Origin of the sequence: Leclercia sp. 119287 (assembly GCF_009734485.1) — a bacterium.
Classification (GTDB): Bacteria; Pseudomonadota; Gammaproteobacteria; order Enterobacterales; family Enterobacteriaceae; genus Enterobacter; species Enterobacter adecarboxylatus_C.
In genome coordinates, this window is record NZ_CP046445.1 from 3,870,019 (window position 1) to 3,892,156 (window position 22,138).

A 22,138-nucleotide genomic window follows, 5' to 3' on the forward strand; every position below is an offset into this window, starting at 1 on the left:
TAGCGTTCCATGAAAAAGGTCATCAGCGCATTAGGATTGCTGATCGCAACAGCAGGCTCAGCTTTTGCGACCACATATCCTCTGACGATTGAGAATTGCGGATATAAAGAAACCTTCACCAAAGCGCCGGAGCGCGTCGTGGCGCTGGGACAAAATACCGTTGAAATTCTGCTGCTGTTGGGCCTTGAAGATAAGGTAGCCGCCAGCGCCTTCTGGCCAACCAAAGTGCTGCCGCAGCTGGCTGAACAGAACAAAAAAGTCAAAACGCTGACCGTCGAGATCCCCACTCTGGAATCTATTCTGGCGCAAAACCCGGACTTCGTTCCGGCGCAGCTGCCGCTGCTGCTGGGCCCGGAGAGTAAAGTCGCTAAACGCGAAGATCTGGCGACCGTGGGCGTGAACAGCTATATGTCGCCGGGCATGTGCGCCACCAAAAAAGATATTGGCGATATGTACGGCAGCCGCCAGAAGCTGTGGGATATGACCTTCCTGTACATAGAGATCGAAGATTTCGCCAAAATCTTTAACGTGGAAGATCGCGGCCAGGCGCTGATTGCCGACTTCAAAAAGCGCGAAGCCGATCTGCGCAGCGAGTTCAGCAAAAACAAAAAAGACCTCTCCTTCGTCTTCTGGTTCTCCAGCTCTTCCCCCTCTTCTGTCGCCTACGTCGGCGGGAAAAACAGCGCCTCCGGCTTTATTGCCAACGTGCTGGGTGGCCACAACGCCATCACCTCCGAAACCGAATGGCCTACCGTCGGCTGGGAAAGCATTATTGCCGCCAACCCGGACGTGATCGTGGTCTCCAGCCTCGACCGTAATCGCTGGGCGCTGGACGATGCCCAGGAGAAAATCAAATTCCTGAAGAGCGATCCGGCCGTCAGCCAGCTGGAAGCCGTTAAAAAAGGTCACATTGTGATCATGGACGGCCAGGCGATGAACCCAACCATCCGCACTATCTACGGCGCGGAACAGGTCGGTGAACAGCTCAGAAAGATAGGACTTAATTAATGACCGCAGTGGTTCAACAGACCCGACATAACTGGCTGCTGCCGGCATCGGGTTTTCTGGCGATAGTGGCGTTACTGCTGGTGATCGCCATCGGCGTCAGCGTGGGGGAGCTGTCGATCCCCCTGCAGAGCGTGTTCTATGCCATTACCAACAAAATCGGCTTAACCGAGGTTCCGCTCAACCGCATCTACGAGAGCGTGATCTGGGACTTCCGCCTGAGCCGGGCGCTGGTGGCGGCCTGCTGCGGCGCGGGGCTGGCGATTTGCGGCGCGGTACTGCAAAGCCTGCTGAAAAACGCCCTCGCTGAGCCCTACGTGCTGGGCGTGTCTGCCGGGGCGTCCACCGGCGCGGTCGCCGTGGTGGTGCTGGGGGTTGGCAGCGGCACCGTCACCCTCTCCGCCGGGGCCTTTGCCGGAGCCTTTGCCGCCTTTGCGTTTGTGGCCCTGCTGACCAACGGCGCGCGCGGCGGTAGTGAACGCACCATTCTTGCCGGGGTTGCCGCCTCGCAGCTGTTTAACGCCATCACCGCCTGGACCGTCAGCACCTCGGCCAGCGCCCAGCAGGCGCGCGACGTGATGTTCTGGCTGCTGGGCAGCTTTAGCGGCGTGAGATGGCCCGAGTTCCAGCTGGTCCTGGTAATGGTGCTGGTGGGTCTGGCGATCTGCCTCTATTACGCCCGCGCGCTCGACGCCTTCACCTTTGGCGACGATGCCGCCGCCTCGCTGGGGATCGCCGTGCCCTGGGTGCGCCTGATCCTGTTTATCGTCACCGCGTTAATGACCGCGACCATCGTCAGCATGGCGGGCTCCATTGGCTTTGTCGGCCTGGTGGTACCGCACGTGATGCGCTTCTTCTTTGGCCCGTTGCACCGCACGCTGCTCATCGCCAGCGCGCTGGCCGGCGCGATCCTGATGGTGCTGGCGGATATCGCCTCCCGACTTCTGATCGCCCCGCAAAGCCTGCCGGTTGGCGTGGTCACCGCGCTGGTGGGCGTCCCGTTCTTTGCCATGATTATCTACCGTTCAAGGAATAAGTGATGAGCATCACTGCTGAAAATATCACCTGGAAGGTGGGTAAAAAGGTCATCGTCGATAATGTCTCGCTGGCGGTATCGCAGGGGCAAACCGTCGGTCTGCTGGGGCCAAACGGCTCCGGCAAATCGTCGCTGCTGCGGATCCTTGCCGGTTTGCGTCGCCCGCATACCGGCACCGTCGCGCTGGATGGCAAAAGCATTGCAGGGATCGCCAAAAAGCAGCTCGCCCGTCGGGTGGCTTTTGTGGAACAGCACGGTATGACCGATGCCAACATGCGCGTGCGGGACGTGGTGAAGCTGGGGCGTATTCCGCACCACTCCCCGTTTTCCGGCTGGACGGCGCAGGATGACGAGACCGTCAATTCGGCACTGAAGACGGTGGATATGCTGCATAACAGCGATCAGGGCTGGCAGAGCCTCTCCGGTGGTGAACGCCAGCGCGTGCACATCGCCCGGGCGCTGGCCCAGATGCCGACCGAGATCCTGCTGGATGAACCCACCAACCACCTGGATATCCATCATCAGATGCAGCTGATGCAGCTGATCAGCCAGCTGCCGGTCACCAGCATCGTCGCCATCCACGACCTTAATCACGCCTCGATGTTCTGCGATGCGCTGATTGTGATGCAGAAAGGGCGCGTTGTTGCTACCGGCACGCCGCATGAAATTCTTACCGAAGAGCTGCTGTGGGAGGTGTTCCGGGTGAAAACCCGCATTGAGCTGTCGCCTTATCACGGCAAAAAACATATTCACTACCTCGTCTGAGGCGAGGTAAGCCGTGTTCCCGATCCGTCCCGCAACACAACTCTGGCCGCCCGTCTTACTGGGCAGCCAGTTTGTTTTCAACATCGGTTTTTATGCCGTTGTCCCCTTTCTGGCGATCTTTTTACGCGACGATATGCTGCTCTCGGGCGGGCTTATCGGGCTGGTGCTCGGGCTGAGAACCTTCTCCCAGCAGGGGATGTTTATCGTCGGCGGTGCCCTCTCCGACCGCTACGGCGCGCGCGTGATTATTCTCTGCGGCTGCGTGGTGCGGGTGGTGGGCTACCTGCTGTTGGCCTTTGGCTACAGTCTGCCCGTTATCATCGCCGGAGCGTGCCTCACCGGGATCGGCGGCGCGCTATTTTCCCCCTCCATTGAAGCCTTACTGGCAAAAGCCGGAACCCGCAGCGAGGCGCAGGGCAAACGCAGCCGCGCCGAGTGGTTCGCGCTGTTTGCGGTGTGCGGCGAGCTGGGGGCAGTGCTTGGGCCGGTGGCGGGCGCCCTGCTCACTGGCCTGGGCTTTCGCCAGGTGGCGCTGGCAGGGGCCGCGGTCTTCGTGGTGGCGCTGATCGTGCTGTTCTTCTGCCTGCCGGCCGGGTCGGCAAGAAACCAGCCGCTGCAGATAACCCCGTGGTGGACCACCTTTCGCCAGCCGCGGTTCGTGGCGTTCATCATCGCCTGGAGCAGCTGGCTGTTAAGCTATAACCAGCTCTATCTGGCGCTGCCGGTCGAGATCCAGCGTGCCGGAGGCAGCGAAAAAGATCTCGGCCCGCTGTTTATGCTGGCGTCGGGGCTGGTGATCCTTTTTCAGCTGCCGCTGGCGCGTTTTGCCCGCCGGATAGGCGCAGTGCGGATCCTGCCGGTGGGCTTTCTGCTGATTGCCGTATCGTTCCTGAGCGTCGCGCTCTTTGCGCCATCAGAACCAGCGGCCGGCTGGCTGCGTCTGCTGCCTGCGGCCTGCTTCGTCACGCTGCTGACTACCGGGCAGATGCTGCTGGTGCCGGCGGGCAAAGACGTGGTGCCGTGGTTTGCCAGCGAAGCGACCTTAGGCGCGCATTACGGCGCGCTGGCGACCGCAGGCGGCTGCGCGGTGCTGGCGGGGAATTTATTGCTGGGTGATCTGCTCGATCGGGCGCTGACACCCTCTGTCGGGGCGATGTACCCGTGGCTGGTGCTGGCGGTGTTTCCGTTTTGCAGCGCCCTCGCCATGGTCGTTATCTGTCGGCCAATGCGCAGGCCACGCGCCTGAGCGTTATTTTTTCGGACGGTACTTTTCCGGCAGCTCCGGCACCGGGCGGCGATCGTCTATCAGGTGGCGAACCGTTAAAATCGGGTGTCGCCAGAGCATCCGCGGCCCCGCCCAGCGCATCACCTGTTTCATCTCTTCCCGTTTAGCCGGCTGATAACAGTGAACAGGGCACTGTTTGCAGGCCGGTTTTTCCTCGCCAAACACGCATTTATCCAGCCGCTTGTCGGCATAATCATTCAGTGCCGGATAGTGCCCAGCCTCTTTCGATGCCTGCGGGCACTGCTTTTCATAGAGCGCGATCATCTTGCGGATGGTCTCTTTTTCGCGCGCGATACGTTTTCCTGACATAGCCTGATACCCACTGATAAGTTGCATTTATAATACATTTTTTCAGGCCGGATATTCAGCCAGATTTCATATTTTACATTTCATTTTCTGAAGGCGCTTCGCAGTTATGCGTTTGTCTCCGCCTCTTTTTACTGGCATTTTATACAGGTGTTTATTTCACCGGATCCTTCCCTGAGAAAAAGGAGTTTCTATGTCGGATATGTGTATTTCCAGACCCAGCCGTCATCTCACCGTGGGCTATTTCAGAAAACGTCACGAGGATCGCAAGACCAAGATCCCAACGCGCTACAGCGTGCACGCCGCGCTAAGTCTAAAAGGCGACTGGCTGGAAGAGGCGGGTTTTAAAACCCATTCCCGGGTACGGGTGCTGGTAGAACAGGGAAAATTAGTGATCGAACTGGTTGTGGAAGAGGCCTCGTAAAGTCGCGACATTTTGCTGCGCCGGGTGTTTTTTTCATGCGACAATAGCGGCAATACACGACGCTAACGTCGCCTGAACAGCACTATTTTCAAAGAAATGGACATCATCACTCCATGACCACTACTGACAATTTCGACGCGCACACCCCCATGATGCAGCAGTACCTGAAGCTGAAAGCTCAGCATCCGGAAATCCTGCTGTTTTACCGTATGGGTGACTTTTACGAGCTATTTTATGACGATGCGAAACGCGCGTCACAGCTGCTCGACATCTCGCTGACCAAACGCGGCGCCTCGGCCGGGGAACCGATCCCGATGGCCGGGATCCCGCATCACGCGGTTGAGAACTACCTGGCAAAGCTGGTTAATCAGGGAGAGTCGGTTGCCATCTGCGAACAGATTGGCGATCCGGCCACTTCGAAAGGCCCGGTCGAGCGTAAAGTAGTGCGCATCGTGACGCCCGGCACCATCAGCGATGAAGCGTTGCTGCAGGAGCGTCAGGATAATCTGCTCGCCGCCATCTGGCAGGACAGCAAAGGTTTCGGCTATGCCACCCTGGATATCAGCTCCGGACGTTTTCGCCTGAGCGAACCGGCCGATCGGGAAACCATGGCCGCCGAGCTGCAACGTACCAACCCGGCGGAGCTGCTGTATGCCGAAGATTTTGCGGAGATGGCGCTGCTCGAAGGCCGTCGCGGCCTGCGTCGCCGTCCGCTGTGGGAGTTTGAGATCGATACCGCGCGCCAGCAGCTCAACCTGCAGTTTGGCACCCGCGATCTGACCGGTTTTGGGGTTGAAAACGCCCCGCGTGGCCTTTGCGCTGCCGGCTGTTTGCTGCAGTACGTGAAAGACACCCAGCGCACTGCCCTGCCGCATATCCGCTCCATTACCATTGAACGCCAGCAGGACAGCATCATCATGGATGCCGCCACCCGTCGCAATCTGGAGATCACCCAGAACCTGGCCGGCGGCGTGGAAAACACCCTCGCCTCGGTGCTCGACTGCACCGTCACCCCAATGGGTAGCCGGATGCTGAAGCGCTGGCTGCACATGCCGGTTCGCGACACCGCTACGCTCACCGGACGCCAGCAGACCATCGGCGCTCTGCAGGATCGGTACAGCGAACTGCAGCCGGTGTTACGCCAGGTGGGCGATCTGGAGCGTATTCTGGCACGTCTGGCGCTGCGCACCGCACGCCCGCGCGATTTGGCCCGGATGCGTCACGCGTTCCAGCAACTGCCAGAACTGCGCAGCCAGCTGGCAGAGATCGACAGCGCGCCGGTGCAGAAGCTGCGCGAGGCGATGGGCGAATTCAGCGAACTGCGTGAACTACTGGAAAATGCCATTATCGAAGCCCCGCCGGTGCTGGTGCGTGACGGCGGCGTTATCGCCCCGGGCTATAACGAAGAGCTGGACGAGTGGCGCGCGCTGGCCGATGGCGCAACGGACTATCTCGATAAGCTGGAGATCCGCGAACGCGAGCGTCTCGGGCTGGATACCCTGAAGGTTGGCTATAACGCCGTACACGGCTACTTTATTCAGATCAGCCGCGGGCAGAGCCACCTGGCACCCATTCACTACGTGCGCCGTCAGACGCTGAAAAACGCCGAGCGTTACATTATCCCTGAGCTGAAAGAGTACGAAGACAAGGTCCTCACCTCAAAAGGCAAAGCGCTGGCGCTGGAAAAACAGCTGTATGACGCCCTGTTCGATATGCTGATGCCGCATCTGGCGGATCTGCAACAGAGCGCCACCGCGCTGGCCGAGCTGGATGTGCTGGTCAACCTGGCGGAACGCGCCGAGACGCTGAACTACTGCTGCCCGACCTTTAGCGATAAGCCCGGCGTGCGCATTACCGAAGGCCGTCATCCGGTGGTGGAGCAGGTGCTGAACGAACCGTTCATCGCTAACCCGCTGAACCTGTCGCCGCAGCGGCGGATGCTGATCATTACCGGGCCGAATATGGGCGGTAAAAGTACCTATATGCGACAGACGGCGCTGATTGCCCTGCTGGCCTATATCGGCAGCTACGTTCCGGCGCAAAAGGTGGAGATCGGTCCCATCGATCGTATCTTTACCCGCGTGGGCGCGGCGGACGATCTGGCGAGCGGTCGTTCGACCTTTATGGTGGAGATGACCGAAACCGCCAACATACTGCACAACGCCACAGAATACAGCCTGGTGCTGATGGATGAGATTGGCCGCGGAACCTCCACCTATGACGGGCTCTCGCTGGCGTGGGCATGCGCCGAAAGCCTGGCTAATAAAATCAAAGCCCTGACCCTGTTTGCCACCCACTACTTTGAGCTGACCCAGCTGCCAGAGAAGATGGAGGGCGTGGCGAACGTGCATCTGGATGCGCTGGAGCACGGGGATACTATTGCCTTTATGCACAGCGTGCAGGATGGCGCGGCGAGCAAAAGCTACGGTCTGGCCGTGGCGGCGCTGGCGGGGGTGCCGAAAGAGGTAATCAAGCGTGCGCGTCAAAAACTGCGCGAGCTGGAAAGCCTCGCGCCTAACGCGGCGGCCACTCAGGTGGACGGGACGCAGATGTCGTTGCTGATGCCAGCCGAAGAGACTTCCCCGGCGCTGGAGGCCCTGGAAAACCTCGATCCGGATTCCCTGTCGCCACGTCAGGCGCTGGAGTGGATTTATCGGTTGAAAAATCTGGTGTAGAGCTCTGCGGTCTGTCTTGCCCGGTGGCGCTATCGCTTACCGGGCCTACGGAGGTTTCGTGCGGGCCTTACGCCCGGCTTTTTTTATCCGCGCTTATCTTCCGCCAGCAGCGGCGGAATGGTGGGCACCTGCGGGGCATCGTCGATATCTTTCTGCGTCATGCGAAACGCGTCAGGATAGTGCTCGCGGCTGGTGCGGCGTAGCGGCTCGGTATCTCGCCATGTGTACAGGCAATGCTGACACTGGTACACCGTCCAGACATCTTTAACCGGCGACGTCGCCATCACTTCAATATGTTCATCGGCACAACGTGGACAAATCATTTTTCCCTCCTTATTTACGTGCGGCCAGCATCGCGGTCAGTTTTTCAGCCCAGGCTTTGGTTTCAGGCAGATCCTGCACCGGCTGGCTGTAATGTCCACGGAGATCCGGGGCAACCGGCGTGGTGGCGTCGATAATCAGTTTGTCGGTGATCCCCGCCGGGCTTGACCCCGGATCAAGCTCCAGCACCGACATGTTCGGCAACTGCACCAGATCCCCTGCGGCGTTCACTTTCGATGACAGCGCCCACATCACCTGCGGCAGGTTGAACGGATCAACATCCTCATCCACCATGATCACCATCTTCACGTAGCCCAGCCCGTGCGGCGTGGTCATCGCCCGCAGGCCAACGGCACGGGCAAAGCCGCCGTAGCGTTTTTTGGTGGAGATAATCGCCAGCAGACCGTGGGTGTACATCGCATTTACCGCCTGTACTTCCGGGAACTCGGCTTTCAGCTGCTGATAGAGCGGCACGCAGGTTGCCGGCCCCATCAGGTAGTCGATTTCGGTCCACGGCATGCCAAGATAGAGCGACTCAAAAATCGGTTTGGTGCGGTATGAGACTTTGTCGATGCGCACTACGGTCATGTTGCGGCCACCGGAGTAGTGTCCGGTAAACTCCCCGAACGGCCCTTCGATTTCGCGTTTACGGCCCTCAATCACCCCTTCGAGGATCACTTCCGAGCCCCAGGGCACATCAAAACCGGTCAGCGGCGCGGTGGCGATCGGGTACGGACTTTCACGCAGCGCGCCCGCCATCTCATATTCCGACTGATCGTACTTCAGCGGCGTGGCCCCCATCAGGGTGATGATCGGATCGTTGCCAAGGGTAATAGCAATCGGCAAATCCTGTCCGCGCTCTTCCGCTTTATGCAGATGCAGGGCGATATCGTGCATCGGCACCGGCTGCAGGCCGAGTTTGCGTTTGCCCTTCACCTCCATCCGGTAGATGCCGACGTTCTGCTTGCCAAAATGATCCGGATCGAGCGGATCGCGGGAGACCACGCAGGCTTTATCCAGATAGAACCCGCCGTCACCGTCGTTCAGGCGAAATAGCGGCAGAATATCGAACAGGTTTATTGCTTCGCCGTCAACGGTATTCTCTGCCCATGCCGGGTTGTCGCGGCGCTCCGGCGCGACCGGGAATTTATCCCAGCGGCGAATAAACTCGTCGATCTGCTTTTTAACTGGCGTATTCGGCGGCAGGCCCATTGAGATGGCGTGGTTCTGCCAGGAGCCGATGGTATTCATCGCCACGCGAGCGTCGGTAAAGCCGCGAATGTTGTCAAACCATAGCGCAGGCGCACCGTCACCAATGCGCCCGGTGGCGTTGGCTGCCGCCGCCAGATCCGGCTCCGCATCGACCTGCTCCGTGATTTTCAGCAATTGCCCTTGCTCATCAAGCGCCTGCAAAAAGCTCCTCAAATCATCAAATGCCATGTTCATTCTCCTGTAAAAAATTTCTGGCCGCCTGTAAGCCTTTCCAGCGACGGGCTTTGTTATGCTCCAGACCAAACTGGTCGAGCACCCGGGTCACAATGTGTTGGGTGATGTCATCGGCGGTTTGCGGGTGGTTGTAATAAGCGGGCATCGGCGGCACCATCGCCACCCCCATGCGGGAAAGAGCCAGCATGTTCTCCAGATGAATAGTGCTGAGCGGCGTTTCCCGCGGAACCAGCACCAGCTTGTGGCCCTCTTTCAGCACCACGTCGGCGGCACGCCCCACCAGCCCTTCTGCATAGCCTGCACGGATACCCGCCAGCGTTTTCATGCTGCAGGGGATGACGATCATGCCGTCGGTACGAAAGGATCCGGATGAGATGATTGCGGCCTGATCGGCCGGGCTATGGACCACATCGGCCAGCGCGGCTACATCCTGAGCGGTGTAGGGCGTTTCCAGCTCAATCGTCGTTTTGGCCCACTTCGACATCACCAGATGGGTTTCCACTTCCGGCATTTCGCGCAGCGCCTGTAGCAGTGCCACCCCGAGCGGCGCGCCGGTCGCTCCTGTCATCCCAACAATCAATCGCATTCAGTACCTCATCTAATTTGTTCGTATACGAACGTGTTGTTTACCCTACGCCTGGATACGCCACCTCGCAATATCGTTCGTATACGATCACACGTAATGCTAAAAAGGGTCGCGTTAAATTCCCGGCTGATAACGGCTATCATAGAGAGGTGATTTTTACGCCGGAGAGTTCATGGAACTGAGACAAGAAGCGTTCCACCTGTTACGTCAGCTTTTTCAGCAGCATACCGCGCACTGGCAGCAGGCCTTGCCCGAGCTGACCAAGCCGCAATATGCGGTGCTGCGTTCCATCGCCGAACATCCCGGTATCGAACAGGTGGCGCTGACCGAAGCCGCTGTCAGTACCAAAGCCACCCTTGCGGAAATGCTGAGCCGCATGGAATCACGCGGGCTGGTGACGCGCGAAGCCGATCCGGCCGATAAGCGCCGACGGTTTGTCTACTTAACGCCGGAAGGTGAAGCGCTGCTCGGGAGCTGCAAGCCGGTAGGGAATAACGTCGATGAGGCTTTTCTGGGGCGTTTAACCGCCGAGGAGCGTCGCCAGTTTACGGATTTGGTCCGCAAAATGATGGTAAAGGAGAGAGAATGACCCGCTATGAAACAGAAATTATTGATGCTCACATCGCGTTAGAAAACTGGTTAGGCCAAGGTGAAGGCGATTTTGCCGCCCTGCTCGCCCGTTTTCGCGAGGACTTTCTGATGATTGCTCCCAGCGGCGCACATCTGGATCACTCCGCGCTGGCGCGTTTTTTGGAGACTCAGCGCGGCAGCCGTCCAGGACTGAAGATCGTGATAGACGAATTAACGACGTTGCAGACCTGGGATAACGGCGCGGTGCTTCACTACCGTGAAACGCAAACCCGCCCCGATCAGCCGGTGAACGTGCGCTGGTCCAGTGCCCTACTAAATCAGGAAGGTGACAGGATAACCTGGCGTCTGCTGCACGAAACCACGCAGCCTTAACGCATAAGAAAAAGGCCCGTCTCTCGACGGGCCTTTTTTGACGAAAAGTTGCTTATTCGCGGAACAGCGCTTCGATATTCAGCCCTTGCCCCTGCAGGATTTCACGCAGGCGGCGCAGACCTTCTACCTGAATCTGACGAACACGTTCACGGGTCAGGCCAATTTCACGACCGACGTCTTCCAGTGTTGCAGCCTCATACCCCAGCAGACCGAAACGACGTGCCAGCACTTCACGCTGTTTGGCGTTCAGTTCGAACAGCCATTTGACGATGCTCTGTTTCATATCATCGTCCTGCGTGGTGTCTTCCGGGCCGTTATCTTTTTCATCGGCCAGGATGTCCAGCAGCGCTTTCTCAGAATCGCCACCCAGCGGGGTGTCGACGGAGGTAATACGCTCGTTGAGACGCAGCATACGGCTTACGTCATCAACCGGTTTATCAAGCTGCTCGGCAATCTCTTCCGCGCTTGGCTCGTGGTCCAGCTTATGGGACAACTCGCGTGCGGTACGCAGATAGACGTTCAGCTCTTTCACGATGTGAATAGGCAGTCGGATCGTACGGGTTTGGTTCATGATTGCCCGTTCGATAGTCTGTCGGATCCACCACGTCGCGTATGTTGAGAAACGGAACCCACGTTCAGGGTCAAATTTCTCTACCGCGCGGATAAGCCCCAGGTTGCCCTCTTCAATCAGATCCAGCAGAGCCAGACCACGATTGCTGTAACGACGGGCAATCTTGACCACCAGACGCAGGTTACTTTCAATCATACGGCGGCGTGATGCCACATCACCACGCAATGCCCGACGCGCGAAGTAAACTTCCTCTTCTGCTGTTAACAGTGGAGAGTATCCAATCTCTCCAAGGTAAAGCTGAGTCGCGTCCAGCACACGTTGAGTGGCGCCCTGCGATAACAGCTCTTCTTCAGCTAAATCGTTATCACTGGGTTCCTCTTCTACTAAGGCTTTTTCGTCAAAAACCTCAGCTCCGTTCTCATCAAATTCCGCGTCTTCATTTAAATCATGAACTTTCAGCGTATTCTGACTCATAAAGGTGGCTCCTACCCGTGATCCCTGAACGAGACACCCGAAGTGGTATGTCCCGCCAAATTATCGCTGCGGTAAATATTGCAGCGGGTTTACGGATTTCCCCTTGTAACGAATTTCAAAATGCAAGCGTGTAGAACTGGTTCCGGTGCTACCCATAGTAGCTATTTTTTGCCCCGCCTTAACTTCTTGTTGTTCCCGGACCAGCATCGTATCGTTATGGGCGTAGGCACTCAGGTAATCATCGTTGTGTTTTATGATAATAAGATTACCGTAACCGCGCAGAGCGTTACCGGCATATACTACGCGTCCATCTCCGGTCGCGATAATAGCCTGTCCCTTACTTCCTGCGATATCGACCCCTTTATTTCCCCCCTCGGAGGAAGAAAAGTTCTCGATAACCTTGCCTTCAGTCGGCCAGCGCCACGAAGAGATTGGCGAGCTGGACGTCTGACTACTGGCAACGGGCACGGTAGAGCTAACGACAGGTGCCGTAACGGGCGCTGTGACCACAGCCGCAGACCCTTTATTATTCGGCAACATCTTGTTAGCACTCTGTTCACCTGAGTCCTCAGAATACGTAATTGTCGGTTGCGACGCAACCACTGTGCTTGATTTTTGCGCAGGCGTCACACTGTTATTTTGCGCCGTCACGTCAGCAACCGACACGGTATTGCCTGGCGTAAGCGGTTTGCCCGTTGCGTTACCTACCTGCAGCGTTTGGCCAACTTCCAGTCCATACGGGGCCTGAACGTTATTTCGTTGTGCAAGGTCACGGAAATCGTTCCCGGTGATCCAGGCGATATAGAACAATGTATCGCCACGTTTTACGGTGTAGGTGCTGCCGCCGGTATAGCTCCCTTTCGGAATGTTCCCATACTTACGGTTATACACAATGCGGCCATTTTCCGTCTGGACAGGCTGATCCACTGGCTGAATCTGCGTTGGCTGGGTTACCGGTGCCTGAACAGGCTGAATCTGAGGTGTTTGTTGTGCTGTGGTGCCCATCTTTGGCGGAGGAGTGATCAGCATGCCGCCGGATGAATTGCCGGTGCTGGTACCGCTGTTGCCGCCAACTGAACTCACCGGCGCAGGGGCATTATTCGAGGATGTACAACCTGCCAGCCACAGTGAAACCAGTGACAGTGCCGCAACACGGCTGATGGTGAATTTTGGGCTTCCCGCGCTCATTTATCCCCCAGGAATATTATTAGTTACCAGTGACTTAAAATTAACCGTAATGTCACGCGCTTTTGCGCCACACCATACGCTGAATTGGCCTGAATAACCCTGGAAAAATCCGAGTCTCAGGCCAGCTCCCCTTTTACCAGAGGCACAAAACGTACGGCTTCTACGGTATCGATGATGAACTCGTCGCCCCGTCGACGAACACGCTTTAACAGCTGATGTTCATCGCCCACCGGTAAAACGAGGATCCCGCCGTCGTCCAGTTGCGCCATAAGCGCAGCCGGGATTTCCGGCGGTGCGGCCGTCACGATAATGGCATCAAACGGGCCGCGAGCCTTCCAGCCCTGCCAGCCATCGCCGTGACGGGTAGAAACATTATGTAGGTCAAGCTGCTTAAGGCGCCGACGCGCCTGCCACTGCAAGCCTTTAATACGTTCAACCGAGCAGACATGATGCACCAGGTGCGCCAGAATGGCGGTCTGGTATCCTGACCCGGTGCCGATCTCCAGCACCCGCGAGTCCGGGGTCAGCTCCAGCAGCTCGGTCATTCGCGCCACCATATAAGGCTGGGAAATGGTCTGCCCCTGGCCTATTGGCAAGGCGACGTTTTCCCATGCACTGTGCTCAAACGCCTCATCGACGAACTTTTCACGCGGCACCAGCGAAATGGCATTAAGCACATGCTCATCAGCGATACCCTGAGTGCGTAATTGATTCAGGAGTGTTTGTACACGTTTACTTACCATTGGGAGCTCACTCCGGCGCGATCCAGCCAGCCTGACACCACATCTTGCGCGTTATGCGCGGTCAAATCTACATGCAGCGGCGTGACGGAAACGTACCCTTCGTCCACCGCGGCGAAGTCGGTATCCGGGCCGGCATCATGTTTTTCACCCGGCGGGCCAATCCAGTACAGGGTATTGCCGCGCGGATCTTCCTGCGGGATCACTTTATCCGCCGGATGACGGCTACCGCAGCGCGTCACGCGAATGCCTTTAATTTGATCCAGCGGCAGGTCCGGGACGTTGATATTGAGTATCCGCCCGGTGCGCAGCGGCTCGCGGCTCAGCGCGCGCAGAATGGCGCAGGTCACCGCGGCAGCGGTATCGTAATGCTGATGCCCGTTGAGCGAGACGGCCAGCGCAGGGAAACCGAGATGGCGCCCTTCCATGGCGGCCGCCACGGTGCCGGAGTAGATCACATCATCGCCCAGATTGGGCCCGGCATTAATGCCGGAGACCACCACGTCCGGACGCGGACGCATCAGGGCGTTAACGCCGAGAAAAACACAGTCCGTCGGGGTGCCCATCTGAACGGCGATATCGCCATTGTCGAAGGTAAAGGTGCGAAGGGACGACTCGAGGGTTAACGAGTTAGAGGCACCGCTGCGGTTACGATCGGGAGCCACAACCTGCACCTCAGCGAACTCACGTAGCGCCTTAGCCAGCGTCTGAATGCCCGGCGCGTGGATCCCGTCATCGTTACTCAGCAATATTCGCATAGTCACCCGAAGTGTTGATAAGTTCCCTGACAACACTGGTGGCAAAGCTACCTGCCGGTAGCCAAAAACGTAACTCAACGGTTACGTCATCCCACCAGTTCCAGCTCAGCTGTTGCGGATAGAGCAGCATCGCCCGGCGTGCCGCTTCGACTTTTTCCCGCACCAGCAGAGAGCATAATTCTGTTTCACCGGCGACGGTTGCCTGCTCCGCCTGCAGCGCCTCGCCCTGCGGCCCCCATTCGCCGGTACCCGGCAGGGCCGCGGTGATCAGCAGCGTTTTCGCATTGACGCGCGCCTGCAAATCACCCATTTCTTCGTCGGTGGCGACGAACCAGCTGCCGCGCCCCGCTAATTGTAGCGCATCGCCAACAACAACTTGATTCGCGTCCGTTTTTTTCAGACGTTCGCTCACGATTTGATTAAACAACGCACTGCGGGCTGCCGACAACCAAAAACTGCGTTTATTGCGGTCACGTACCGGGGCATTGCTTTGCGCCCAGCGCAGCGCACCCTGTAAGTTACTGCCGCCAATACCAAAACGCTGGGCACCGAAGTAGTTCGGCACGCCCTGCCCGGTGATGGCAGTAAGACGTTTTTCGACCTCGTCGCGGTTGCTTACCTCACGCAGCACCAGCGTAAAGGCGTTGCCCTTTAACGCGCCGAGGCGCAGTTTGCGCTTGTGACGGGCGTATTCGAGCACCTTACAGCCTTCAAGCTGGAACTGGCTTAAATCAGGCATTGCATTACCGGGCACCCGGGCGCAGAGCCACTGTTCGGTGACAGCGTGTTTGTCCTTCTGCCCGGCGAAACTCACTTCGCGGGCGTGAATTTTCAGAAACTTAGCCAGCGCCTCGGCCACAAAACGGGTGTTGCAGCCATTTTTCAGGATCCGCACCAGAATGTGTTCGCCCTCGCCGTCCGGCTCAAAGCCCAGATCTTCGATCACCACGAAATCTTCCGGATTGGCCTTCAGCAGGCCCGTGCCCTGCGGTCTACCGTGCAGGTACGTCAGGTTATCGAAATCCGTCATTTGGCCGCCTTCACCAGCAGCGCCACGGCTTCACAGGCGATACCTTCACCGCGACCGGTAAAGCCGAGTTTTTCGGTGGTGGTGGCTTTGACGTTGACGTCATCCATGTGGCAGCCAAGATCTTCGGCAATAAACACCCGCATCTGCGGGATATGCGGCAGCATTTTTGGTGCCTGAGCAATAATGGTCACGTCCACGTTACCGAGGGTAAAACCTTTGGCCTGAATACGACGCCAGGCTTCGCGCAGCAGTTCGCGGCTGTCGGCCCCTTTGAAGGCCGGATCGGTGTCCGGGAACAGCTTGCCGATATCGCCCAGCGCCGCCGCACCCAGCAGCGCGTCGGTTAACGCGTGCAGGGCAACATCGCCATCAGAATGCGCGAGCAGTCCTTTTTCATAAGGGATGCGTACACCGCCAATGATAATTGGGCCCTCGCCGCCAAAGGCGTGTACATCAAAACCATGTCCAATTCGCATTATGCCTTCTCCTGATGGGTCGAACGGGTAAGATAAAATTCTGCCAGCTGTAAATCTTCGGGGCGCGTCACTTTTATATTATCTGCGCGCCCTTCAATCAGTTCCGGGTGGAAACCGCAGTACTCCAGCGCTGAGGCTTCGTCGGTGATGGTTGCGCCTTCATCCAGCGCACGGGTTAAGCAGGCCTGCAGCAGCTCGCGGGGGAAAAATTGCGGCGTCAGCGCATGCCAGAGGTCAACGCGATCTACCGTATGGGCAATGGCCGGAATTCCCGGCTCGCCGCGCTTCATGGTATCGCGTACCGGCGTTGCCAGTATGCCGCCGACGCGGCTGGTTTCGCTGATGGCCAGCAGACGCGCCAGGTCGTCCTGATGCAGGCACGGACGCGCCGCGTCATGCACCAGCACCCACTGCGCTTCACCGGCGGCCTGGAGACCTGCCAGTACCGAGTCGGCACGCTCCGTGCCGCCGTCTACAACGGTGACCTGCGGATGGCGGGCAAGCGGCAGCGCGGCAAAGCGGGCGTCGCCCGGGCTGATGGCGATAACGACCCGCGTCACGCGTGGGTTCGCCAGCAGCGCCGCTACGGCGTGCTCAAGGATCGTTTTATCACCAATTGAAAGGTACTGCTTAGGACATTCTGTCTGCATGCGCCGGCCAAACCCGGCGGCTGGCACAACGGCGCATACGTTTGAAAAAGTGACTGCCATGGCTAATAATCCTGGGCCTGATTATCGGGTGTTTTGTACTGAGCCCTGGTTGCGTTTAGACGCATCCGGCACCAGACGATAGAAGGTTTCGCCCGGCTTAGTCATGCTGAGTTCGTTGCGCGCGCGCTCTTCAATGGCTTCTTGTCCGCCATTGAGATCGTCAATTTCCGCAAACAGCTGATCGTTTCGCGCTTTAAGTTTGCCGTTTGTTGCCTGCTGCGCCGTCACGTCATCGCTGACGCGACTGTAATCGTGAAGGCCGTTCTTACCGAACCACAGTGAATACTGAAGCCAGACCAGCAATGCCAGCAACAGCAGCGTAAGTTTACCCATCCTGCCCCCTGAAAAACGGCATCATCATCCCATAACTTTCCCCACGACTCTACATCGGGGCTACAGAGATGCCGCACCATTGCGGGCAAATGTACCACATTTTTTTTGCAGATTCGCGCAGCCTTCAACGTGACACAGTTAGTGACGGTTTGAATTATGGCTGAACTTATCCCATGAGCCATAAAAATAACAGTCCGACCATTGCCACCACCGTCATTACGGTGGTGAATGAACTGTAGAGCAGCTTGCCGTTGAGCAGAGAGTGCAGCGCAATCCCCACCACGACGGCAACGGGCATCAGCGCCAGGAAGAAAGGCCAGGTATAGAGGAAAAAGAACAGGGTATTACTGCCGTAAAACAGGAAAGGGATACCCAGTGCCATCAGCCATGACGCGAAGCCGACAATCGCCCCAGGGAAAGACCAGGTCGTGTCGTCATTTGTCGATACCCTGTCTGCCCCGGTGATAATGTAGTTCTCACTGTTTCGCATAGCTGATCCTGTGACCATGACATATCGATGGGGTTAATCACCCCATCAATACCATCTCAGGATCTGATAATATCGCCCTGTCTGAGCAGGTCTAATAATTGGCTCACTAAATTTGTTACCAATTGTTGACCTTCCAGATGGATGTCGGGCGCATCGGGGGTTTCATAAACTGCGTCAATACCGGTGAAATTTTTCAGTTCACCCGCGCGGGCTTTTTTATACAGCCCCTTCGGATCGCGCTGCTCGCAGATCTCCAGCGGGGTATCGACGAAGACTTCAATAAAGCGGTTCTGGCCGACGCGCTCGCGCACGAACTGCCGCTCGGCGCGGTGCGGCGAAATAAAGGCCGTTAACACCACCAGCCCGGCATCGGCCATCAGGCTGGCCACTTCACCCACCCGACGGATGTTCTCTTTGCGATCCGCATCGCTAAAGCCGAGATCGCTGCACAGCCCGTGGCGCACGTTGTCGCCATCCAGCAGATAGGTGCTGACACCCGCTTTATGCAGCGCCTCCTCCAGCGCGCCCGCGACGGTGGACTTACCGGAGCCCGAGAGCCCGGTAAACCACAGAACAACCCCACGGTGACCGTGGAGTTGTTCGCGATCGGCTACAGTGACCGGATGAGGATGCCAGACGACGTTCTCATCATGCTGGGCCATTACTTGCCTCCCAGCAGATCGCGTGCGCCCCAGTGCGGGAAGTGTTTGCGTACCAGCGCGTTCAGCTCCAGCTCAAAGGCGCTGAACTCTGACGGCACCGCGTTCGCCTGCGATTTGGGCTCACGCACCATCCCGGCGCCCACGGTGACGTTGGTCAGGCGATCGATAATGATTAAGCCCCCGGTTACCGGGTTCTGCTGATACTGATCCAGCACCAGCGGTTCGTCGAAGGTGAAATCGACCAGGCCGATGCCGTTCAGCGGCAGTTCAGTGACGCTGTGCTGCGCCAGATTGTTGATATCCACCTGATACTGAATGCCGTCCACGCGGGCGCGAGTTTTCTTGCCAGCGATTTTGATGTCATAGCTCTGGCCCGGGCTCAGCGGCTGCTCGGCCATCCACACCACATCAATAGAGGCGCTTTGCACCGCAGGCAGCGTTTCTGCGGCATCCACCAGCAGGTCGCCACGGCTGATATCGATTTCGTCTTTCAGCACCAGAGTAACGGCTTCGCCTGCCCCGGCTTCCTGCAGATCGCCATCAAAGGTGACGATACGGGTAATCGCAGATTCTACGCCTGAGGGCAGCACCTTCACGCGCTGCCCCACCTGCACGCTGCCGGAGGCAATGGTGCCGGAGAAGCCGCGGAAATCGAGGTTCGGGCGGTTAACGTACTGCACCGGGAAGCGCATCGGCTGCGTTTCCACACTGCGATGGATCTCGACGGTCTCTAACACCTCCAGCAGCGTCGGGCCGCTGTACCACGGCATGCTGGCGCTCTGGGAAGCCACGTTATCCCCTTCCAGCGCCGAGAGCGGCACGAAGCGGATATCGAGGTTGCCCGGCAGCTGTTCGGCAAAGGTCAGGTAGCTTTCGCGGATCTCCTTAAACTTCTCTTCGCTGAAGTTGACCAGATCCATCTTGTTGACCGCCACCACCAGGTGCTTGATCCCCAGCAGCGTGGAGATAAAGCTGTGACGGCGGGTCTGATCCAGCACCCCTTTACGGGCGTCGATCAGCAGGATCGCCAGGTCGCAGGTAGACGCGCCTGTTGCCATATTGCGGGTGTACTGCTCGTGCCCCGGGGTGTCGGCAATAATAAATTTGCGCTTCTCGGTGGAGAAGTAGCGATAGGCCACGTCGATGGTGATGCCCTGCTCGCGCTCCGCCTGCAGGCCATCCACCAGCAGGGCCAGATCGAGCTTCTCACCCTGGGTGCCGTGACGTTTGCTGTCGTTATGCAGGGAGGAGAGCTGATCTTCATAGATCTGACGGGTATCGTGCAGCAGACGGCCAATCAGCGTACTTTTGCCGTCATCAACGCTGCCGCAGGTCAGAAAACGCAGCAGGCTTTTGTGCTGTTGTGCGTGCAGGTAGGCTTCAACGCCGCCTTCATCCGCAATCTGTTGAGCAATAGTGGTATTCATGGCGGCTCCTTAGAAATAACCCTGACGTTTCTTCAGCTCCATCGAGCCTGCCTGGTCGCGGTCAATCACGCGCCCTTGTCGCTCGCTGGTGGTCGACACCAGCATCTCTTCAATGATCTCCGGCAACGTCTGCGCGTTGGACTCCACCGCGCCGGTCAGCGGCCAGCAGCCGAGGGTACGGAAGCGCACCATCTGCTTTTTGATCACTTCGCCAGGCTGGAGATCGATACGATCGTCATCCACCATCATCAGCATGCCGTCGCGCTCCAGCACCGGACGTTCAGCCGCCAGATACAGAGGAACGATCTCAATATTTTCCAGATAGATGTACTGCCAGATATCCAGCTCGGTCCAGTTGGAGAGCGGGAAGACGCGAATACTTTCGCCTTTATTGATCTGGCCGTTGTAGTTGTGCCACAGCTCCGGGCGCTGGTTCTTCGGATCCCAGCGATGGAAGCGATCGCGGAAGGAGTAGATACGCTCCTTGGCGCGGGATTTCTCTTCATCGCGACGGGCGCCACCAAAGGCCGCATCAAAGCCGTATTTGTTCAGCGCCTGCTTCAGCCCTTCAGTCTTCATGATGTCGGTGTGTTTGCCGCTGCCGTGCACGAACGGGTTGATACCCATCGCCACCCCTTCCGGGTTTTTATGCACCAGCAGTTCGCAGCCATACGCTTTGGCGGTACGGTCACGGAACTCATACATCTCGCGGAATTTCCAGCCGGTATCCACGTGCAGCAGCGGGAACGGCAGCGTGCCCGGATAAAACGCTTTACGCGCCAGATGCAGCATCACGCTGGAGTCTTTCCCGATGGAGTACATCATTACCGGGTTAGCGAACTCGGCGGCCACTTCGCGGATGATATGAATACTCTCCGCTTCAAGCTGCCGCAGGTGAGTCAGTCGTTTTTGATCCATAACCGTTCCTTATAAGGCCTGGTGCAACAGGCGTTATTGTTGCAGCCAGTTTTGTCACGGCCTGCGCACAGCAACCGGAGCGTACTCAAGTACGTGAGGATTGCGAGCACAGCCCGGGGCAAAAATGGCAAATAAAATAGCCTGTTGCTCCAGGGCTAAGCCAAATTTACGACAGAAGAGCCAAACCCTTCTGTGTCGGTAGTGTGTTGAAACCAGGCGAGCGTGCTGTGCAGCTGCACCACTTCACCCACCACAATCAGGGCGGGCATTGGGGCGTCTTTCGCCAGGCTTGCAAGGTGTTGTAGTGTGCCGGTCACCACGCGCTGATCGACGCGCGTGCCGCGGGATATCACCGCCACGGGCGTGTTTGCATCACGCCCGTGGTGAATAAGTTGTTCACTGATTTCCGCCGCCTTCATGGTGCCCATATAGATCGCCAGCGTCTGACGACTCTGGGCCAGATGGGTCCAGTCGAACGGGGTGCTGTCGGCCTTGTAGTGACCGGTGACAAAGGTGACGCTCTGGGCGTAATCCCGGTGCGTCAGCGGAATACCGGCATAGGCCGTTACCGCGGAGGCCGCGGTGATACCCGGCACCACCTGGAAGGGTACGCCCGCTTCGGCGGCTGCCTGTAGCTCTTCGCCGCCGCGGCCAAAGATAAAGGGATCGCCGCCTTTGAGACGCACCACGGTCTTGCCCGCTTTCGCTGCGGCAATCAGCATCTGATTAGTGTCGTGCTGCGGTACGGCGTGTCCGCCCGCGCGTTTGCCGACGCAGATCTGCTCGGCGTCGCGACGAATAAGCTCGCGTATACCCTCGGTCACCAGATGGTCGTAGAACACCACGTCCGCATCCTGGAGTACCTGCAGGCCACGAAGCGTCAGTAGCCCGGCATCGCCCGGCCCCGCTCCGACGAGGATGATCTCCCCGCTGGTGCTGCCCGGGTTATCCAGTTCGTCCTCAAGAAGCTGCTGCGCCGCCGTCTCATTACCGGCCTGCATCAGGCTGGCAAAGCGGCCGCGGAACACCCGCTCCCAGAAGCGACGGCGTTCCGCCACGCTGGTCAGGCGGGTTTTCAGGTGGTTGCGCCAGAAGCTGGCTTTCTCTGCCATCCGGCCAAGGCTGGTTGGCAGCAACGCTTCAATTTTTTCCCGCAGGACGCGCGCCAGCACCGGTGCGGTGCCGCCGGAGGAGATCGCCACCAACAGCGGCGAGCGGTCGACAATCGACGGGAAGATAAACGAGCACAGCGGCTGATCGTCCACCACGTTCACCAGACGGTGACGGGCGTGGGCGGCATCAGAGATGCGCTGGTTGAGCGCACGGTTTTCGGTTGCGGCAATGACCAATACCACATTGTCGATTTGCGCTTCATCAAAATCCGCTTCGGCAATCACCTGCACGCGCGCGCCTGCCCGATGTAAAAAGGCAATTTTGCGCTCGGCAATTTCACCGCTGCCGATCACCAGTACCGGACGGTCTTTTATGTCAGCAAATAAAGGAAGGTAATCCACAATGCTACAACTCGCTAACAACCAGGAATAGTGGG

General features: G+C 58.1%; 25 protein-coding genes. 8 read left to right on the plus strand and 17 right to left on the minus strand.

The features are described from left to right. Positions 1-9 precede the first annotated feature (9 nt). From GNG27_RS18555 to GNG27_RS18570, 4 genes are read left to right on the plus strand one after another with little or no spacing between them, the layout of a single operon-like run. Positions 10-1,008 (plus strand): ABC transporter substrate-binding protein, encoded by a 999-nt coding sequence (locus GNG27_RS18555; protein WP_156264520.1) that lies wholly within the window; start codon positions 10-12, stop codon positions 1,006-1,008. Beyond that, entirely contained in the window at positions 1,008-2,045 is a 1,038-nt protein-coding gene (locus GNG27_RS18560) for an iron ABC transporter permease (protein ID WP_156264521.1), read from the plus strand. The genes GNG27_RS18555 and GNG27_RS18560 overlap by 1 nt, the downstream gene beginning before the upstream one ends. Next, positions 2,045-2,806, plus strand: a complete 762-nt coding sequence (locus GNG27_RS18565; RefSeq protein ID WP_156264522.1) for an ABC transporter ATP-binding protein — start codon at positions 2,045-2,047, stop codon at positions 2,804-2,806. The genes GNG27_RS18560 and GNG27_RS18565 overlap by 1 nt, the downstream gene beginning before the upstream one ends. A gap of 13 nt (positions 2,807-2,819) precedes the next feature. Further along, the gene (locus tag GNG27_RS18570; protein WP_156264523.1) at positions 2,820-4,052 is read left to right on the plus strand and encodes an MFS transporter; all 1,233 of its coding nucleotides are present in this window, start codon (positions 2,820-2,822) and stop codon (positions 4,050-4,052) included. A 3-nt stretch (positions 4,053-4,055) separates the two neighbouring features. Here the strand turns inward: GNG27_RS18570 and GNG27_RS18575 are convergent, their stop codons facing one another. Further along, entirely contained in the window at positions 4,056-4,400 is a 345-nt protein-coding gene (locus GNG27_RS18575; protein ID WP_185902388.1) for a nitrous oxide-stimulated promoter family protein, read from the minus strand. 190 nt (positions 4,401-4,590) lie between these two features. Here GNG27_RS18575 and GNG27_RS18580 point away from each other — a divergent pair, with 190 nt between their 5' ends. Continuing rightward, positions 4,591-4,821, plus strand: coding sequence for a SymE family type I addiction module toxin (locus GNG27_RS18580; protein WP_142486910.1), 231 nt, complete (start codon positions 4,591-4,593; stop codon positions 4,819-4,821). Positions 4,822-4,934: 113 nt separating this feature from the next. After that, the gene (gene mutS / locus GNG27_RS18585) at positions 4,935-7,496 is read left to right on the plus strand and encodes a DNA mismatch repair protein MutS (RefSeq protein WP_156264525.1); all 2,562 of its coding nucleotides are present in this window, start codon (positions 4,935-4,937) and stop codon (positions 7,494-7,496) included. 83 nt (positions 7,497-7,579) lie between these two features. Here the strand turns inward: mutS and GNG27_RS18590 are convergent, their stop codons facing one another. From GNG27_RS18590 to GNG27_RS18600, 3 genes are read right to left on the minus strand one after another with little or no spacing between them, the layout of a single operon-like run. Further along, entirely contained in the window at positions 7,580-7,819 is a 240-nt protein-coding gene (locus GNG27_RS18590; protein ID WP_156264526.1) for a non-oxidative hydroxyarylic acid decarboxylases subunit D, read from the minus strand. A 10-nt stretch (positions 7,820-7,829) separates the two neighbouring features. After that, entirely contained in the window at positions 7,830-9,257 is a 1,428-nt protein-coding gene (locus tag GNG27_RS18595; protein ID WP_156264527.1) for a non-oxidative hydroxyarylic acid decarboxylases subunit C, read from the minus strand. Next, positions 9,247-9,849 carry a non-oxidative hydroxyarylic acid decarboxylases subunit B gene (locus GNG27_RS18600; RefSeq protein ID WP_156264528.1) on the minus strand — a complete coding sequence of 201 codons (603 nt, stop codon included), beginning with the start codon at positions 9,847-9,849 and terminating at the stop codon, positions 9,247-9,249. Before GNG27_RS18600 ends, GNG27_RS18595 begins: the two co-directional genes overlap by 11 nt. Before the next feature lie 172 nt (positions 9,850-10,021). Here GNG27_RS18600 and GNG27_RS18605 point away from each other — a divergent pair, with 172 nt between their 5' ends. Together GNG27_RS18605 and GNG27_RS18610 are read left to right on the plus strand one after the other, a co-directional pair. Continuing rightward, positions 10,022-10,438, plus strand: coding sequence for a MarR family winged helix-turn-helix transcriptional regulator (locus GNG27_RS18605; protein ID WP_156264529.1), 417 nt, complete (start codon positions 10,022-10,024; stop codon positions 10,436-10,438). Next, complete coding sequence (locus tag GNG27_RS18610; protein WP_156264530.1) at positions 10,435-10,812, plus strand: DUF4440 domain-containing protein; 378 nt, start codon at positions 10,435-10,437, stop codon at positions 10,810-10,812. The genes GNG27_RS18605 and GNG27_RS18610 overlap by 4 nt, the downstream gene beginning before the upstream one ends. Positions 10,813-10,864: 52 nt before the next feature. Here GNG27_RS18610 and rpoS read toward each other — a convergent pair whose 3' ends face one another. From rpoS to cysG, 13 genes are all read right to left on the minus strand, one after another. After that, positions 10,865-11,857: an RNA polymerase sigma factor RpoS gene (rpoS, locus tag GNG27_RS18615; RefSeq protein WP_032613624.1), complete on the minus strand. Its 993-nt coding sequence runs from the start codon at positions 11,855-11,857 to the stop codon at positions 10,865-10,867. A 60-nt stretch (positions 11,858-11,917) separates the two neighbouring features. Further along, complete coding sequence (nlpD, locus tag GNG27_RS18620) at positions 11,918-13,045, minus strand: murein hydrolase activator NlpD (RefSeq protein ID WP_156264531.1); 1,128 nt, start codon at positions 13,043-13,045, stop codon at positions 11,918-11,920. Between the two features lie 116 nt (positions 13,046-13,161). Further along, a complete protein-coding gene (locus GNG27_RS18625; protein ID WP_156264532.1) occupies positions 13,162-13,788 on the minus strand; it encodes a protein-L-isoaspartate(D-aspartate) O-methyltransferase in 627 nt (208 codons plus the stop codon). Beyond that, positions 13,782-14,543 (minus strand): 5'/3'-nucleotidase SurE, encoded by a 762-nt coding sequence (gene surE, locus GNG27_RS18630; RefSeq protein ID WP_103180914.1) that lies wholly within the window; start codon positions 14,541-14,543, stop codon positions 13,782-13,784. The genes GNG27_RS18625 and surE overlap by 7 nt, the downstream gene beginning before the upstream one ends. Continuing rightward, positions 14,524-15,573 (minus strand): tRNA pseudouridine(13) synthase TruD, encoded by a 1,050-nt coding sequence (gene truD / locus GNG27_RS18635; RefSeq protein WP_156264533.1) that lies wholly within the window; start codon positions 15,571-15,573, stop codon positions 14,524-14,526. Before truD ends, surE begins: the two co-directional genes overlap by 20 nt. Further along, positions 15,570-16,049: a 2-C-methyl-D-erythritol 2,4-cyclodiphosphate synthase gene (gene ispF / locus GNG27_RS18640; RefSeq protein WP_040074259.1), complete on the minus strand. Its 480-nt coding sequence runs from the start codon at positions 16,047-16,049 to the stop codon at positions 15,570-15,572. The genes truD and ispF overlap by 4 nt, the downstream gene beginning before the upstream one ends. Continuing rightward, complete coding sequence (gene ispD / locus GNG27_RS18645; protein ID WP_156264534.1) at positions 16,049-16,759, minus strand: 2-C-methyl-D-erythritol 4-phosphate cytidylyltransferase; 711 nt, start codon at positions 16,757-16,759, stop codon at positions 16,049-16,051. Before ispD ends, ispF begins: the two co-directional genes overlap by 1 nt. A 21-nt stretch (positions 16,760-16,780) precedes the next feature. Then, a complete protein-coding gene (ftsB, locus tag GNG27_RS18650) occupies positions 16,781-17,092 on the minus strand; it encodes a cell division protein FtsB (protein ID WP_039029953.1) in 312 nt (103 codons plus the stop codon). A 166-nt stretch (positions 17,093-17,258) separates the two neighbouring features. After that, positions 17,259-17,582 carry a DUF3561 family protein gene (locus GNG27_RS18655; RefSeq protein ID WP_142486922.1) on the minus strand — a complete coding sequence of 108 codons (324 nt, stop codon included), beginning with the start codon at positions 17,580-17,582 and terminating at the stop codon, positions 17,259-17,261. Between the two features lie 56 nt (positions 17,583-17,638). Beyond that, positions 17,639-18,244 (minus strand): adenylyl-sulfate kinase, encoded by a 606-nt coding sequence (gene cysC / locus GNG27_RS18660; RefSeq protein ID WP_142486923.1) that lies wholly within the window; start codon positions 18,242-18,244, stop codon positions 17,639-17,641. Beyond that, a complete protein-coding gene (gene cysN / locus GNG27_RS18665; RefSeq protein WP_156264535.1) occupies positions 18,244-19,671 on the minus strand; it encodes a sulfate adenylyltransferase subunit CysN in 1,428 nt (475 codons plus the stop codon). Before cysN ends, cysC begins: the two co-directional genes overlap by 1 nt. Before the next feature lie 9 nt (positions 19,672-19,680). Continuing rightward, positions 19,681-20,589: a sulfate adenylyltransferase subunit CysD gene (gene cysD / locus GNG27_RS18670; RefSeq protein ID WP_142486925.1), complete on the minus strand. Its 909-nt coding sequence runs from the start codon at positions 20,587-20,589 to the stop codon at positions 19,681-19,683. Positions 20,590-20,744: 155 nt separating this feature from the next. Next, positions 20,745-22,103, minus strand: a complete 1,359-nt coding sequence (gene cysG / locus GNG27_RS18675; RefSeq protein ID WP_142486926.1) for a siroheme synthase CysG — start codon at positions 22,101-22,103, stop codon at positions 20,745-20,747. Positions 22,104-22,138: the final 35 nt, after the last annotated feature.

Coding starts and splice junctions, on each gene's coding strand:
- GNG27_RS18655 (WP_142486922.1), bottom strand. CDS start 17,582: ATGCGAAACAGTGAGAACTACATTATCACCGGGGCAGACAGGGTATCG.
- GNG27_RS18565 (WP_156264522.1), top strand. CDS start 2,045: ATGAGCATCACTGCTGAAAATATCACCTGGAAGGTGGGTAAAAAGGTC.
- GNG27_RS18560 (WP_156264521.1), top strand. CDS start 1,008: ATGACCGCAGTGGTTCAACAGACCCGACATAACTGGCTGCTGCCGGCA.
- GNG27_RS18605 (WP_156264529.1), top strand. CDS start 10,022: ATGGAACTGAGACAAGAAGCGTTCCACCTGTTACGTCAGCTTTTTCAG.
- GNG27_RS18555 (WP_156264520.1), top strand. CDS start 10: ATGAAAAAGGTCATCAGCGCATTAGGATTGCTGATCGCAACAGCAGGC.
- GNG27_RS18580 (WP_142486910.1), top strand. CDS start 4,591: ATGTCGGATATGTGTATTTCCAGACCCAGCCGTCATCTCACCGTGGGC.
- cysD (WP_142486925.1), bottom strand. CDS start 20,589: ATGGATCAAAAACGACTGACTCACCTGCGGCAGCTTGAAGCGGAGAGT.
- GNG27_RS18595 (WP_156264527.1), bottom strand. CDS start 9,257: ATGGCATTTGATGATTTGAGGAGCTTTTTGCAGGCGCTTGATGAGCAA.
- GNG27_RS18610 (WP_156264530.1), top strand. CDS start 10,435: ATGACCCGCTATGAAACAGAAATTATTGATGCTCACATCGCGTTAGAA.
- cysN (WP_156264535.1), bottom strand. CDS start 19,671: ATGAATACCACTATTGCTCAACAGATTGCGGATGAAGGCGGCGTTGAA.
- mutS (WP_156264525.1), top strand. CDS start 4,935: ATGACCACTACTGACAATTTCGACGCGCACACCCCCATGATGCAGCAG.
- truD (WP_156264533.1), bottom strand. CDS start 15,573: ATGACGGATTTCGATAACCTGACGTACCTGCACGGTAGACCGCAGGGC.
- GNG27_RS18575 (WP_185902388.1), bottom strand. CDS start 4,400: ATGTCAGGAAAACGTATCGCGCGCGAAAAAGAGACCATCCGCAAGATG.
- GNG27_RS18625 (WP_156264532.1), bottom strand. CDS start 13,788: ATGGTAAGTAAACGTGTACAAACACTCCTGAATCAATTACGCACTCAG.
- GNG27_RS18600 (WP_156264528.1), bottom strand. CDS start 9,849: ATGCGATTGATTGTTGGGATGACAGGAGCGACCGGCGCGCCGCTCGGG.
- ftsB (WP_039029953.1), bottom strand. CDS start 17,092: ATGGGTAAACTTACGCTGCTGTTGCTGGCATTGCTGGTCTGGCTTCAG.
- ispF (WP_040074259.1), bottom strand. CDS start 16,049: ATGCGAATTGGACATGGTTTTGATGTACACGCCTTTGGCGGCGAGGGC.
- surE (WP_103180914.1), bottom strand. CDS start 14,543: ATGCGAATATTGCTGAGTAACGATGACGGGATCCACGCGCCGGGCATT.
- ispD (WP_156264534.1), bottom strand. CDS start 16,759: ATGGCAGTCACTTTTTCAAACGTATGCGCCGTTGTGCCAGCCGCCGGG.
- cysC (WP_142486923.1), bottom strand. CDS start 18,244: ATGGCCCAGCATGATGAGAACGTCGTCTGGCATCCTCATCCGGTCACT.
- rpoS (WP_032613624.1), bottom strand. CDS start 11,857: ATGAGTCAGAATACGCTGAAAGTTCATGATTTAAATGAAGACGCGGAA.
- nlpD (WP_156264531.1), bottom strand. CDS start 13,045: ATGAGCGCGGGAAGCCCAAAATTCACCATCAGCCGTGTTGCGGCACTG.
- GNG27_RS18590 (WP_156264526.1), bottom strand. CDS start 7,819: ATGATTTGTCCACGTTGTGCCGATGAACATATTGAAGTGATGGCGACG.